Below are 14,562 nucleotides of genomic sequence, written 5' to 3'. Positions count from 1 at the left end.
GGGCGCTCCTCGTTGGAAAAGCCTGGGATCAGCGGAAACGCAGGGTCTTGAGCGCCTTCAGGCTGGTGCTCATGAACGCCGCGTACTTCTCGTCGTCCATGCCGAAGGACGGGGCCATCGGCATCAGCCGCTGGTGGGCGACGGTCTGGACCTCGGTGTACTTGAGGATGCCCTCGGAGCCGTGGCGGCGGCCGAGGCCCGATTCCTTCATGCCGCCCATCGGCGCCTGGACGCTGCCGTACGCCGGGGCGTAGCCCTCGTTGATGTTGACCGTGCCGGTGCGCAGCCGGGCGGCGATCGCGTGGCCGCGCTTGCCGTCCTTGGTCCAGACGCTCGAATTGAGGCCGTACGGCGTGGCGTTGGCCTGCTCGACGACCTCGTCCTCGTCGGTGAAGCGGTAGACGGAGACGACCGGGCCGAAGGTCTCCTCGGCGCACACCGCCATCGGCGCCTCGACGCCTTCGAGGATGGTCGGCTCGTAGAAGAGCGGGCCGATGTCGGGGCGGGCGACGCCGCCCGCGACGAGCGTGGCGCCCTTGGCGACGGCCTCCTCGACGTGCCGCTTCACGTTCTCCAGCTGGCGCTCGCCGACGAGCGATCCCATGTCGGCGCCGTACGCGAGGGACGTGCCGAGGCGCATCGCCTTCGTACGGGCGGCGAACCGGGCCACGAAGTCGTCGGCGACCGACTCGTGGACGTACAGCCGCTCGATGGAGACGCACAGCTGTCCGGCGGAGGAGAAGCAGGCGCGGACCGCGCCCGCCGCGGCCTTCTCGACGTCGGCGTCGGCGAGGACCAGCATGGCGTTCTTGCCGCCGAGTTCGAGGGACACACCGATGAGGCGGTCGGCGGCGCCCCGGGCGACCTCGCGGCCGGTGCGGGTGGAGCCGGTGAAGGAGACGTAGTCGGCGTGCTTGACGATCTCGGGGCCGACGACCGGGCCTTCGCCGAGGACCACCTGGAAGACCCCGGCGGGCAGACCGGCCTCGACGAGGAGGTCGCGGGCCCACAGGGCGGTCAGCGCGGTCTCGGTGTCGGGCTTCATCACGACGGCGTTGCCGGAGACGAAGGCGGGCAGCGCGTCGCCGACCGACAGTTCGAGCGGGTAGTTCCAGGGGGCGATCTGGCCGACCACTCCGCGCGGCTGGCGCAGCTCGGTGACCTTGGTCAGGGTCGGGACGGCTCCGGTGCGCCGCCTGGGCCTGAGGTAGGAGGCGGCCTTGCGCCCGTAGTGGCGGGCGGCTATCGCGACGGCCTGGACCTCCTCGTGCGCGTGCAGACGGGCCTTGCCGGTCTCCAGCTGGATGAGGTCGAGGACCTCGGCCTGGCGCTCCAGGACGAGGTCGTGGAAGCGGAGCAGGACCGCGGCGCGCCGCCGGACGGGTATGGCGGCCCAGACGGGCTGGGCGGCGCGTGCCCGCGCGAAGGCGGTGGCGACGTCCTCGGGGGTGGACCCGGGCAGGTCGGCCAGCTTCTCCCCGGTGAAGGGGGTGTGGTTGGCGGTACGGCCGGAACCGACCACGTCACGCGTGAGCTGGGCGACCACCTCGGGAGTGACCACATCGGCCGCGGTGCGCGCCTCGGCGGGGGCGGCGGCGCGGGGGTTCGTACCGAGGGCGGCCGCGGGGGCCTGCGTGTCCGTCATGAGGGCGAGAGTAAGCCTCCCGGGAGTCTTTTGGTACCCACCGGTAACGCCTTTTCACCAGCCCCTCACCACCGTGCCAGCATTCACTGGCACATAACCCCTGATCAGGGCTTGTGTTCCTGGTCCGTGTTTCCGGCCCGTGCTTTCGGCCCGTGCTTTCGGCTCGTGCTTTCGGCTCGTGCTTTCGGCTCGTGCTTTCGGCTCGTGTTCCCGGCTCGCGGGCTAGCCGCGGGCGAACGAGTCGAGGGCGGTGTCGAAGTGCCGCTTCGCCTCGTCCTGCCGGCCGACCGGCGCGGAGACCCTCACGTCGTACATCAGGCTGCCCTCCTCCCAGGAGATCTCGTACGTGTGCCGGTCCTCGTCGCCCGCCCCGAACCCGTCCGCCTTGAACTCCCAGAGCGCCGCGGGCCATCCGTTGTGGGTCGTCCGGGTGACCTTGCCCTCGCGGTATCCGGGGTGGGTGCGCGGACCGTTCGCGTGCGCCAGCCGCATCGCGCCGAGCGGGCCGCCCGCTGCGGGGATCTGCTGGCGTACGCCGATCCTGACGCTCTTGTCCGGCGACATGTAGGAGACCCGGTCGTCGTCGGCCGAGCGGTGGTAGCCCTCGGGGACGGCGAGCGTGAAACCCGCGGGGTCGGTCACCTTGCGGTAGCCGGCCGGGGGCGTGCGGGCGGTGGCGCCCGTGCCGGAGCGTCCGGGCGGCCCCCCGCCGTCTCCGCCGCCGGACACGGTCGAGGTGACCGTACGGGTGGGCGCGGTGTCCGTACGCCCGTTGCCGCCGCGGCCGTCACCGCCGTCGTCGCCGCCGTCGAGGAACAGCGCCGCGGTCCCCGCGCCCGCCCCCGCCGTCACGACCACGAGGGCGCCCGCGACGAGCGCGCCCCGGACACCGCCGGCCCGGGGCCGCGGCGCCGCCCCCGGGGCGAGGGGAATGTTCGGCTGCGTGGCCGAATAAGGCGCCTCGGGAGACGCACCGGTGGCGAGGAAGGCGAGCAGCAGCCGCTCCGTCTCGGCCGCGCCGAGCCTGCGCTCCGGGTCGCGCTCCAGCAGGCGCCGTACGACGGGGAGCAGCGGGCCCGCGGCCACGGGCACCTGGATCGGGTCGTGCATGACCGCGCACAGCACCCCGCCCAGCGAGTCGCGGTGGAACGGCGACTCGCCGCTCACCGCCGTGCACAGCAGCACGCCGAGCGACCACATGTCGGAGGCCGGGCCGGCGCCGACGCCCTCCATCCGCTCGGGCGCGGTGTACTCGGGAGAGCCGACGAAGGACCCGGCGTTGGTGATCGTCGTACCGCCGGAGAGCCGCGCGACCCCGAAGTCGGTGAGGACGACGCGGCCGCTGTCCGCTTCCAGCAGGACGTTGGCGGGCTTGAGGTCACGGTGCAGTACGCCGCGCTCGTGGGCCATGCGCAACGCCCTGACCAGCGCGAGGCCGATCCTCGCGGCCTCGCGGGGGTCGACGGGCCCTTCGGCCGCGATGCGGTCCGCGAGCGAATCGCCGTCGATCAGCTCCATGATGATGTACGACAGCCCGGTGCCGGGGTCCTCGACGATGTCGTGCACGACGATCACGTGCGGGTGGACCAGCTGGGCCACGGTCCTGGCCTCCCGCAGCGCCCGCTCGCGGCGCATCTGCGCGTCGGCGGCGGTCGAGCCGGGTTCGTCGCCGCCGAAGTGGAGTTCCTTGACGGCGACCTGCCGGTCGAGCAGTTCGTCCGTCGCCTGCCAGACGGTGCCCATGCCGCCGCTGCCCAGCCGGTCACCGATGCGATAACGCCCGGCGACCAGGCGGCTTCCGCCCACGGCCTCGCCGGTCATGCGGTGTGAGTGGTCCACGTTTCCTGCCCCGCGTCTACGGCTGCCAGATTACGAAGCGGAAGACGGCCATGGAACCTCGTACCTCTCACGTGTCCCAATGTGATCGGTCGCCGGGCGCGTGGCACGGCCTCCGGGAGGGTCGCTCAGCCCGTCACCCGGTAGGCGTTCGTAGCCTGTTCGTATATCTCGGTGATCTCGTCGCGCTGCGCCTCGGGGCCGATCACCTGGACGACGTGGTACCGGTCGCCGACGATCATCGCGAGGTTGCGGACGTACACGTCGCGCCCGCTGCTGTCCTGCCAGGTGAACTGGCCCTCCGCCATGGCCCGTCCGCCCACGTCGATGCGGCGCAGCCCGTTCTGCGTGGACCAGGAGGAGTCCCTGACGGGCTGGAGCTCCCGCTCCTTCCTGAGCTGGTAGTCCATCGGGTCGCTGCCCTGCTCCTCGACGGAGTCCCGGCCGGGGACGATCAGCAGCTCGAATGCGCCGCCGCGGTAACGGACCTGCCCGGCGTCGTTGATCGGCCGCCGCTCCCAGTCCTTGTCGACGGCTGTCTGGAAACCTTCGGGATCCTTGCGGATCCCGTACCCCTCGGCGACGTCGGCGGCCGGGGCGGAGGTCTGCGGCTGCTGGGCACCGGACGCCTCCGGGGTTTTCCGGGGGGTCTTCTCCGGTGCCTCCTTCTCAGGCGGCGCGGGCGCGGTGGTGCCGGAGGAGCCGGGAGCGGCGGTGCTCCTGCCGTCCCCCGCGTTCTCGGGGGCGCCCTGGCCCCGGTCCTGTTCACCGGCCTTCGGCATGAAGACCATGGCGTAGACGAGCGCGGCGGCCAGGCCGAGGAGGATCAGGAGCAGGAGCGTACGCCCGAGCGAACGGGGGCCGCCGCGCTGCTTCTTCTGGATCCGCGGCTCCTTGATCCGCGGCTCCCGGGGAGGCCGCGGCTCTCTCGGCTCCCCCTTGCCCCCGGCCCTGGTCTTCTTGTGCCGGTGGCGTCCGTGCGCGTCGGCCGCCCCGCCGCGGCGCCGGCGTACGAGCTCACCGCGGCGGCGCACGATCGGAAGCCGCGTGGCGTCGACGGACGGCAGCGGCACGACGTTCGCACCGGCATCCGGCTCGGGGGCGGACCGTACGAGCGAGCGGAGCCAGCCGCGCACCTCCTCGAAGTCGGGGCGCTCCGTGGGGTCCTGACGCAGCAGCGATTCGACGACGGGCCGCAGGGGGCCGCACTCCTCGGCGAAGGCGGGCGGCTCGGCGCAGACGAGCTGGACCAGCTCTATGGCGCTCTCCTCCGGGTACGGGGCGTGGCCCTGCACGGTACGGAAGAGGAGCGCGCCCAGGGCCCAGAGGTCGGTCGAGGGGCCGATGGGCGGGGCGAGCTGCCAGTTCTCGTGGACGGAACCGGCCTGTTCGGGGGCCCAGCGCTCGGTGACGGCGCCGACGACGGCGATCCGCGCCTGCCGGGCGCGCTCGGCGGCGAGCGGGGTGGCGGGCCCGCGGTACGCGGGGGCCTGCCCGCCCGCCACGAACTCGTCCCAGCTGCGGGCTTCTTCCTGGGCCCGGCCCTGCGCATGACCCTGCGCCTGGCTCTGGCCCTGGCCCTGGCCCTGCGCGGGACTCTGTGCATGGGCGCGTCGCAGGCCGTCGGCGCGCAGGGCGTCGCCTGTTCCGGCACCGGGGGCCGCACCGTGCCGGTCGCCGCCCGGCTCCGGGCGCCCGGCGGGCGCGGGCCCGGACATGGGACCGGGGTCAGGGTCGACGTACGGGCTGATCGCCCGCGAACCCCCGGCCGGGCGCGGCATCGCGCGCTGCGCCGGGAGCGGGCGCGCGCCGCCGCCCGGGTGCTGCTCCTCGGTGACCCGGGCCGCCGCACGGGCTCCCGCGCGGTACGCCGCTATCGCCCCGGCGCGGGCGGCGCGGACCTCGGCGGCGGCGTTCCCCCCTCCGGCCGGCAGCGCGGTGCGCGCGTCGGGGTCGTGGGAAGAGCCGGGCGCGGCGCCCGGACCGGGACCGTACGGCGTGACCTCCGCCCCACGGCCGCCTCCGGCCGCCCCCTGCTCCGAAGGGCCGGCGTCGCCCCAACCGCCGTCGCTCTCCTCCGCGTCCGCCACCGGCTCCGCCGGCACCGGCACGGGGGCGTACCCGCAGAGCGCCTCCTCCGCCGCGCCGGCCGCGAGGCCGGTCAGGACGATGCGGCCGTCGTCGCAGACGAGCACCGTGCGGACGGTGATGTTCCGGTGGGTCCAGCCGTGCGCGTGCAGCACCCGCAGCGCGGTCAGCACGTCGGAGGCGATCTCCGCGGCCCGGTAGGGATTCAGGGGCCTCTCGGCGAGCAGCGCCGCAAGCGGCCGCGCCGCCACCAGCTCGCTCACGATCCAGAGCGAGCCGTCCTCGGCGAAGACGTCGAAGACCTGGTCGAGTCTGGGATGGTCGGGGATCTGCGCGGCGGCCTGCGCCGCCTCGACGGCCCGCCGCACGGCGGGGTCGGCCGGCCGCCGCGTCGCGCGCCCGGCGGCATGCCGCTGCGCCGCCCCGCCGCCGCCCTCGCCGTCCAGGAACTCCGCGTCCACGACCTCGGGCAACGGCACCTGGCGGACCAGGACTTCCTGACCGCTGTAGGTGTCGAAGGCCCTGGTCTCGACCAGTTCGTACGCGTCGGAAGGCGGCAACGGAAGGCGGTAGCGGTCGGCAAGTACCCGTCCCGCGTAGTCGTCCACGACGCCTCCCCAGAGCGCGCTGTTCCCCCGGCCAGTCTGACCGCATCAAGTCGTCAATTCCGGTCGCGTACGGTCAGTCCACGAGCTCTCACGATACGTGGCTGGGACCGGCCGCGCGGCCGGGTCCGGGCAACCCGGCGGTTCAGTCCGTCAGTCCTTCGGTGCGAACGTGTCGAACGCGGTCTCGCGCAGCGTCCGGCACTCGTCGCCGTTCCACTCGCTCGCCTTGCAGCTGACCATGATCGAGTACCCGTGCCTCGCGTCCACCTTGAAGCCACGGTTCAGGACATGCACCCGCATGCCCCGCACGTCGCGCTCGAACTCCCAGTCGGCGGTGGTGGGATATCCGTTGTAGTCGACGGGCCTTATCCCGAAGTGCTTGTAGTTGTTGCTGGTCGCGGCGACCCCGAGCCGGGCCGCGGCCCAGGCCGCGCGCGCGTCGTCCTTGGGGCTGTCGGTGAAGTCGACCTGGACGCGCGGGTATCCGCCGTCCTTGTTGTAGATGCCGCCGGAGTTCGTGCCCGCTATGCCGTTCCGCCGGAATCCCTCGGGCATCGCCATGGTGAAGTGGAACCGGTCGTCGCCGACCTTCACGTACCCGTCGGGCAGCGCGCCGTCCTTCGACGGACCGTCCGTCCCGGACTCGCCCGGGTCCTGGCTGTCGTCGCCCTTGCCCGCGTCCTTGCCGGAGTCCTCGGACCGGCTCTGGCCGTCGCTCGGGGTCTGGCCCTGCCCCTTGCCCTTCCCGCCGTCCGTTTCCGTGCCCGTGCCCGTGCTTTCGCCGTCCTTGGCGTCGTCGCCGGCCGTGGCGCCGCTCGAAGCGGACGTCCCGTCCTTGGACTTGCCCTGCGTGCTGTCGTCGGGGCCACTGTTCAGTGCGACGGCGAGCACGGTACCGATCACGGCGAGCGCCGCGACCACCGCCACGAGGACCAGCGTGCGCCGCGGTACGACATCCGTCAGCGAAGCCCGCTCCGGCGGCCTCGGACCCGGCACGGACTGCGACTGCCGCGCCTCCCCGGTCCGGGTCTGCGCGGTCTGCTTCTGCTTGGCGGACTGGGCCGCCGCCGCGTTGCGTACGGACTTCAGCGCGCCCCGCACCCGCTCGCCGGCGTCCGTCGCCTCGTCGTTCCTGGGCGGCCGCACCGCGCCGAGCCCGTCCTCGGGCACGGGCGGCAGTGCCACCACCCGCGTCGCCTCCGGCGACGGCTCGGGCTCGGCCGGCTTGTCGGGCAGGCTGAGCACATCGTTGAGGAGCGCCCGCGCGCCCGCCTCGTCGAGCCGCTGGCCGGGGTCCTTGGCCAGCAGGCCGTAGATCACCTCTGCCAGCGGTCCCGCGTTCTTGGGCGGGTCGAGCGGCTCGGTCATCACGGCCGTGAGGGTCGCGATCGCGGACCCCTTGTCGTACGGCGGGGTGCCCTCCACCGACGCGTACAGCAGACCGCCCAGCGACCACAGGTCGGCGGCCGGGCCCGGCTTGTGGCCACGGGCCCGCTCCGGCGAGATGTACGAAGGGGCGCCCACCAGCATGCCGGTCGAGGTGATCGACGGGTCGCCCTCGACCTGGGCGATACCGAAGTCGGTCAGCACGACCCGGCCGTCCTCGGAGATCAGCACGTTGGACGGCTTCACATCGCGGTGCAGGATGCCCTCGCGGTGCGCGGCGCGCAGGACGTCGAGAATGGCGAGGCCCACCTCGGCGGCGCGACGCGGCGTCAGCACCCCGTCCTCGCGCACGGCTTCGGCGAGCGACTTGCCCTCGATCAGCTCCATGACGATCCACGGCCGGTCGTCCTCGTCGACCACGTCGTAGACGGTCACGGCGCCGCTGTTGCGGATCCTGGCGATCGCCTTCGCCTCACGCAGCGTGCGCGTGATGAGCCGGCGCTTCTCCTCGTCGTCGATGCTCGTGGGGAAGCGCAGTTCCTTCACGGCGACGGTGCGGCCCAGCGTCTCGTCGACGGCGCGCCAGACCGTGCCCATGCCGCCCCGGCCGAGCACCTCTCCGAGCCGGTACCGCCCGGCGAGAAGACGCCCCTTGGTGTCCTTGGACTGCTCCGCCTCCGACATGCGTCCCCTCTGCGATCCCTGATCTTCGCCCGCGATGGCTGCGTTCCAGGGTGATGCAGTAACCCGCCCTGGCAGAGCAATCATTGTCCCTCACTGCGCGACCGATCGTGGTCCCGGGTCGTCGGCCTCTCTCCGCGGCACCGACAAAAGGGACCCCTCCCAGTTCACAGCGGTGGCAGGGCAGCTGCACCGAATCTCCCCGCACCGGAGCCGGGTTCCCCGCCCGTGGCCGGATCACTGCAACGGCACGATGTCCGGCGCCCCCAGCCGCGCCGCGTCCGCCGTCAGGTCGTCCGGCTGGCGCTGCGACTCCCGCTCCGCCTCGACCCGCTTCTCGTAGTGCGCGACCTCCTTCTCGATCTGCTCCTTGTCCCACCCGAGCACCGGCGCCATCAGCTCCGCGCACTCGCGCGCGCTGCGCGTTCCCCGGTCGAAGGTCTCGATGGAGATGCGCGTGCGCCGGGTCAGTACGTCGTCGAGGTGGCGCGCGCCCTCGTGCGAGGCGGCGTAGACCACCTCCGCCCGCAGGTAGTCGTCCGCCGCGCTCAGCGGTTCGGCCAGCGACGGGTCGCGGGCGATCAGGTCCAGCAGTTCCTCGGTGAGCGAGCCGTAACGGTTCAACAGGTGCTCCACGCGCGCCACGTGGAGCCCCGCGCGCGCCGCTGTCCGCGCCCGCGCGTTCCACAGCGCCCGGTACCCCTCGGCCCCGACGAGCGGCACGTCCTCCGTCACGCACGCGGCGACCCGCTGGTCGAGGGCGTGCACCACCTCGTCCACGGCGTCCTTCGCCATCACGCGGTACGTCGTGTACTTGCCGCCCGCGACCACGACGAGCCCCGGCACCGGGTGCGCCACCGTGTGCTCGCGCGAGAGCTTGCTGGTGGCGTCCGACTCCCCGGCCAGCAGCGGCCGCAGGCCGGCGTACACGCCCTGGACGTCGTCACGGGTCAGCGGCACCGCCAGCACCGCGTTCACATGCTCCAGCAGGTAGTCGATGTCCGCGCTGGACGCCGCCGGATGCGTCTTGTCCAGGCTCCAGTCCGTGTCGGTCGTCCCCACGATCCAGTGGCGCCCCCACGGGATGACGAACAGCACCGACTTCTCGGTCCGCAGGATCAGCCCGGTCGACGAGTGGATCCGGTCCTTCGGCACCACCAGGTGGATGCCCTTGGACGCCCGTACGTGGAACTGCCCGCGCTCGCCGATCAGCGCCTGGGTGTCGTCCGTCCACACGCCGGTCGCGTTGACGACCTGCCGGGCCCGGACCTCGTACTCCCCGCCGCCCTCGACATCCTGCACCCGCGCCCCGACGACCCGTTCGCCCTCCCGCAGGAAGCCGGTCACCCGGGCCCGGTTGGCGACCTGGGCGCCGTACTGCGACGCCGTGCGCACCAGCGTCGTCACGTAACGCGCGTCGTCCATCTGGGCGTCGTAGTACTGCAACGCGCCGACCAGTGCGTCCTTCTTCAGCGCGGGCGCGACCCGCAGCGCGCGCCCGCGCGTCAGGTGACGGTGCATCGGCAGTCCGCGCCCGTGCCCGGACGACACCGACATCGCGTCGTACAGCGCCACGCCCGACCCGGCGTACCACCGCTCCCACCCCTTGTGCTGGAGCGGATAGAGGAACGGCACCGGCTTGACCAGATGCGGCGCCAGCCGTTCGAGGAGCAGCCCGCGCTCCTTCAGCGCCTCCCGCACGAGGGCGAAGTCGAGCATCTCCAGATAGCGCAGCCCGCCGTGGATCAGCTTGCTCGACCGGCTCGACGTGCCCGAGGCCCAGTCCCGCGCCTCGACCAGGCCGGTCGCCAGCCCGCGCGTGACGGCGTCGAGGGCCGTTCCCGCACCGACCACTCCGGCGCCCACGACCAGCACGTCCAGTTCACGCTCGGCCATCGCCGCGAGCGCCTCGGCGCGCTCGGCGGGCCCCAGTGTCGCTGTCCTCACCGCTGCCTCCCGTAGTCGTCGGGTGGTCGGGATCACATCCCCGCCCCCTCGATTCTGTCCGCAGGGCCCGCATTCAGCCACCGCCTGTGGACAACACTCCCGCGCCCCGGCCGCACACAATGCCGCATAACGGTCATATTTACGCCTAGTCTGACATTGCGCTCGCCCGAACTGTCCCCAGGGTTTGCGCGTTGCCTCCCCTCCGGCTATTGGGAAGGACGGCCCACCGCCATGCCCGCAGATCTCGCCGTCATCGGACTCGGCCATCTCGGCCTGCCCCTCGCCCAGGCCGCGGTCGCCTCCGGCATCGACACCCTCGGCTACGACACCGACCCGCACCTCCTCGCGGACCTCACCGCGGGACGCACCCCGGGCGACGGCTCCCTCACCGCCGCCGACCTGCGCCGCATGCTGGCCGGGGGTTTCCGTACCGTCAGGGCGCCGGCCGAGCTCGGCCGGGTCCGTACCGCGGTCATCTGCGCCCCCACTCCACTCGGCGCCGACCGTACGCTCGACCTCAGCGCCGTCGGCGAAGCCGCCAGGATCCTGGCGGCGCAGCTGCGCCCGCACACCACGGTGCTGCTCGAATCCGCCGCGTACCCCGGCACCACGGAAGAATTCCTCCGTCCCCTCCTCGAAGAGGGATCCGGGCTGCGCGCGGGCCGCGACTTCCACCTCGCGTACTCCCCCAGTCGGGTGGATCCCGGCAACCGGCTCCACACCTTCGCGGGCACCCCGCAGGTCATCGGCGGCCTCACCCCCGCCTGCACCGAATCGGCCGCCGCCTTCTACGGGCGCCTGACCGACAAGGTGGTCCGGGCTCGGGGCCCGCGCGAGGCCGAGACCGTCGGCGTACTCGAGACCAACTACCGGCACGTGAACATCGCGCTGGTCAACGAGATGGCCGTGCTCTGCCACGACCTCGGCGTCGACCTCTGGGACGTCATCCGCTGCGCCGAGACCAAGCCCTTCGGCTTCCAGTCGTTCCGCCCGGGCCCCGGCGTCGGCGGCCACGGCGTTCCCGTCGACCCGAACTACATCCCGCACAGCAGCACCACCCCGGGCCACCCGCTGCGCATGGTCGGCCTCGCGCAGGAGATCAACGACCGCATGCCGCAGTACGTCATCCAGCGCTGCGCCACGCTCCTCAACGAGCACGGCAAGTCCGCCCGCGGCGCCCGCGTCCTGCTCCTCGGCGTCACCTACAAACCGGATCTGGCCGACCAGCAGGGCGCCCCCGCCCAGGAGATCGCCACCCGCCTGATGGACCTGGGCGCCCAGGTCGGCTACCACGACCCGCACGTCCCCCACTGGCGCGTCCGGGACGTCCCGGTCCCCCGCGCCGACTCCCTCTACGAGGCCGCCGCCAACGCCGACCTGACCGTGCTCCTGCAGAACCACCGCACGTACGACCTCCAGGCCCTCGCGGTGAAGGCCCAGCTCCTCCTCGACACCCGGGGCGCGACCCCGACGGGCGCGAGCCACCGCCTCTGACGCAGGGGAGGCGGTGGCCCGCGAGGCCGCGCGGGGGCGGCCGGCCGGAGAACCGGTCAGCCGGTCAGCCGGTCAGCCGCTGAAGTGGAACCCGAAGTTGGCGCCGCCGGCGGGGCCGCCGAGGCCGGCCAGGCTGAAGCTGGTGGCGCCGGCGCCGGTGAGGCCCGAGGTGTCCGTCTTCAGCTTCCAGACCCGGCCCTTGAAGCCGTCCTCGCCATTGCCGCCGACGTAGACCTCGGGCTTGCCGTCCCGGTCGGTGTCGATGACGCGGACCGCCGATCCGAAGTGGTCGGCGGTCTCCGACGCGCTGGGAATCCCCGCCGAGTTCTGCGTGAAGGACTTCGCACCCGCGGTGGTGACTCCGGTGGCGCTGCCGCGCAGGACGGTGATCGCCCCACTGGCCGTGACGGCCGCGTCGCTGCCGGTCTCCCACTCGGCGCCGACGACGATGTCGGCGTAACCGTCCTGGTCGGTGTCGGCCACGGACACGTCCGAGCCCCAGCGGTCCTTCTCCTCGTCCACCCCGGGGACGCCCGTGCTCTTCTGCGTGTACGTCCGGCCGGGCAGCGTCGTGCCGACGCCCTCCGGGCCGCCGTACGTGACGAAGATCCTGCCCCCGGGCGCGTCGGCGCTCCGGTCGGGGCCGCCGCCGACGAAGTCCTGGTAGCCGTCCTTGTTCAGGTCGCCGAAGGAGCCGTTCCAGCCGGAGGTGACCGCGCCGCCCCGGACGAGGCCGGAGGCCGTGCCCCTGAGGACGGAGCCCTCGGTCCGGGACATGCCGCCGGTGGCGGTGCCGTGGGCGACGACGTCCCGGACGCCGTCGCCGGTCATGTCACCGACGTGGACGTGGCTGACGCTGTGGCCGTCCTCGGCCGGGGTGTCGCGGAACCGCACGGCCGACGGCCTGCCCGTGGAACGGCTGACCGGGCCGCGCACGACGACCATGCCGTACTTCGTGCCGGGGTGCTCGCCGACGGCCGCCGGCGCGACGATGTCCGCGACGCCGTCGCCCGTGACGTCGCCGACTCCGGTGCTGGAGTTGAACAGCCGGGGCGCGGTCGCGGGGTCCCCGGAGCCGGTCGTCACCGTGGTGGCCGGTGCGGTGACGCCCTGCGCGCCGCCCCAGAAGACGAGGACGCCGGAGCCGTCGCGGACGATCAGGTCGTCGTAGCCGTCCCCGTCCACGTCACCGTGGCCCCCGAGGTAGCCCCACCTGCGGTCCGCGGCCGGCTCGCCGGGGACGCCGGGCGTGGCCTGGGTGAGAAAGGCGGCGGTGCCGAGCTCCGGACCGGTGGCCGATCCGTACACGACGGAGATGCCGCCGGCCTTCTTCAGGCCGGCGACGGTGGCGGATTCCGCGCTGATCGCGAGGTCGGGGTAGCCGTCCCCGTTGAAGTCCGCGGTCGTACGGTCCGCCGGCTGCGGTTGCGGCTGCGGCTCCACGGCCGTGGCCGGGGCGATGCCGGTGAAGCTCAGAACAGTGGCCGCGCACATGCCGGCGGTCACCAGGAAAAGCTTGCGCAAGACACAACCCCCAGGTCGATCTTCGGGCAGCCGGACCGGCCGCGCGAAGATCAAAGCACACGCTCTCCGGGAAGAAGCGGGGCGGGAAGAAGCGGGGCCGCCCAGCACTTCGCCCCGCCCGGAAACCCGGCGGGGCGAAGTACCGGACACGTACGGCCGGGGGTCAGCGCTTGTGCTCGGCCGGGGAGACCGTCACCTCGACGCGCTGGAACTCCTTGAGCTCGCTGTAGCCCGTGGTCGCCATCGAGCGGCGCAGCGCGCCGAACAGGTTCATCGAGCCGTCCGGGGTGTGCGACGGGCCGAGGAGGATCTCCTCGGTCGTGCCGACCGCGCCCAGGTCCATGCGCTTGCCGCGCGGCACGTCCTCGTGGACGGCCTCCATGCCCCAGTGGTGGCCGCGCCCCGGCGCGTCCGTCGCGCGGGCCAGCGGCGAGCCCATCATCACGGCGTCCGCGCCGCAGGCGATGGCCTTCGGCAGGTCGCCGGACCAGCCGACGCCGCCGTCGGCGATGACATGCACGTACCGGCCGCCGGACTCGTCCATGTAGTCGCGGCGGGCCGCGGCCACGTCGGCGACGGCGGTCGCCATCGGCACCTGGATGCCCAGCACGTTGCGCGTGGTGTGCGCGGCGCCGCCGCCGAAGCCGACGAGGACGCCGGCCGCGCCGGTCCGCATCAGGTGCAGCGCTGCGGTGTACGTCGCGCAGCCGCCCACGATGACCGGGACGTCGAGCTCGTAGATGAACTGCTTGAGGTTCAGCGGCTCGGCGGCGCCCGACACGTGCTCGGCGGAGACCGTGGTCCCGCGGATCACGAAGATGTCGACACCGGCGTCCACGACGGCCTTGGAGAACTCGGCCGTACGCTGCGGGGACAGCGCGGCGGCGGTGACCACGCCCGAGTCGCGCACCTCCTTGATGCGCTGCCCGATCAGGTCCGCCTGGATGGGAGCGGCGTAGATCTCCTGGAGACGGCGGGTCGCGGTCTCGTCGTCGAGCTCCGCGATCTCCTGGAGCAGCGACTCCGGGTCCTCGTACCGCGTCCACAGACCTTCGAGGTTCAGTACGCCCAGGCCGCCCAGCTCACCGATGCGGATGGCGGTCCTGGGCGAGACGACCGAGTCCATCGGAGCGGCCAGGAAGGGCAGCTCGAAGCGGTAGGCGTCGATCTGCCAGGCGATCGAGACCTCTTTCGGGTCCCGGGTGCGCCGGCTCGGCACGATGGCGATGTCGTCGAACGCGTACGCCCTGCGGCCGCGCTTGCCGCGCCCGATCTCGATCTCAGTCACGTGTGTGGCCTTTCCCTCTTGGTATGCCGTTCCAGTATCCCCGACACACGCGCCAGGGGCGGCCC

Annotated in this window: 8 protein-coding genes; 1 reads left to right on the top strand and 7 read right to left on the bottom strand. The window is 73.0% G+C overall.

Going from position 1 to position 14,562, the window contains the following annotated elements; translation table 11 throughout:
- Positions 1-28: 28 nt before the first annotated feature.
- The 5 genes from ACWD0Y_RS19010 to ACWD0Y_RS18990 all read right to left on the bottom strand — a co-directional run bounded on the left by ACWD0Y_RS19010 (position 29) and on the right by ACWD0Y_RS18990 (position 10,191).
- The gene (locus tag ACWD0Y_RS19010; RefSeq protein WP_450261488.1) at positions 29-1,645 is read right to left on the bottom strand and encodes a succinic semialdehyde dehydrogenase; all 1,617 of its coding nucleotides are present in this window, start codon (positions 1,643-1,645) and stop codon (positions 29-31) included.
- 222 nt (positions 1,646-1,867) lie between these two features.
- Positions 1,868-3,484: a serine/threonine-protein kinase gene (locus tag ACWD0Y_RS19005; protein ID WP_450261487.1), complete on the bottom strand. Its 1,617-nt coding sequence runs from the start codon at positions 3,482-3,484 to the stop codon at positions 1,868-1,870.
- Positions 3,485-3,609: 125 nt separating this feature from the next.
- Positions 3,610-6,177: a protein kinase gene (locus ACWD0Y_RS19000; protein WP_450261486.1), complete on the bottom strand. Its 2,568-nt coding sequence runs from the start codon at positions 6,175-6,177 to the stop codon at positions 3,610-3,612.
- Positions 6,178-6,327: 150 nt separating this feature from the next.
- The gene (locus tag ACWD0Y_RS18995) at positions 6,328-8,247 is read right to left on the bottom strand and encodes a serine/threonine-protein kinase (RefSeq protein ID WP_450261485.1); all 1,920 of its coding nucleotides are present in this window, start codon (positions 8,245-8,247) and stop codon (positions 6,328-6,330) included.
- Between the two features lie 234 nt (positions 8,248-8,481).
- Entirely contained in the window at positions 8,482-10,191 is a 1,710-nt protein-coding gene (locus tag ACWD0Y_RS18990) for a glycerol-3-phosphate dehydrogenase/oxidase (protein WP_450261484.1), read from the bottom strand.
- Positions 10,192-10,422: 231 nt separating this feature from the next.
- On the opposite strand from ACWD0Y_RS18990, the gene ACWD0Y_RS18985 reads away from it, so the two are divergent.
- Positions 10,423-11,685, top strand: a complete 1,263-nt coding sequence (locus ACWD0Y_RS18985) for a nucleotide sugar dehydrogenase (RefSeq protein ID WP_450261483.1) — start codon at positions 10,423-10,425, stop codon at positions 11,683-11,685.
- Positions 11,686-11,757: 72 nt separating this feature from the next.
- Here the strand turns inward: ACWD0Y_RS18985 and ACWD0Y_RS18980 are convergent, their stop codons facing one another.
- A complete protein-coding gene (locus tag ACWD0Y_RS18980) occupies positions 11,758-13,209 on the bottom strand; it encodes an FG-GAP repeat protein (RefSeq protein ID WP_450261482.1) in 1,452 nt (483 codons plus the stop codon).
- 163 nt (positions 13,210-13,372) lie between these two features.
- Positions 13,373-14,497: a GuaB3 family IMP dehydrogenase-related protein gene (locus ACWD0Y_RS18975; protein ID WP_450261481.1), complete on the bottom strand. Its 1,125-nt coding sequence runs from the start codon at positions 14,495-14,497 to the stop codon at positions 13,373-13,375.
- Positions 14,498-14,562: the final 65 nt, after the last annotated feature.

It is taken from the genome of Streptomyces altiplanensis (genome assembly GCF_053591575.1).
The sequence above is the reverse complement of the archived record's forward strand: the minus strand, read 5'-3'. Positions and strand labels throughout refer to the sequence as shown.

What these genes read in the sequence shown, in the direction of transcription:
- ACWD0Y_RS19010 (WP_450261488.1), bottom strand. Translation starts at nt 1,645, where the DNA reads ATGACGGACACGCAGGCCCCCGCGGCCGCCCTCGGTACGAACCCCCGC.
- ACWD0Y_RS18995 (WP_450261485.1), bottom strand. Translation starts at nt 8,247, where the DNA reads ATGTCGGAGGCGGAGCAGTCCAAGGACACCAAGGGGCGTCTTCTCGCC.
- ACWD0Y_RS18985 (WP_450261483.1), top strand. Translation starts at nt 10,423, where the DNA reads ATGCCCGCAGATCTCGCCGTCATCGGACTCGGCCATCTCGGCCTGCCC.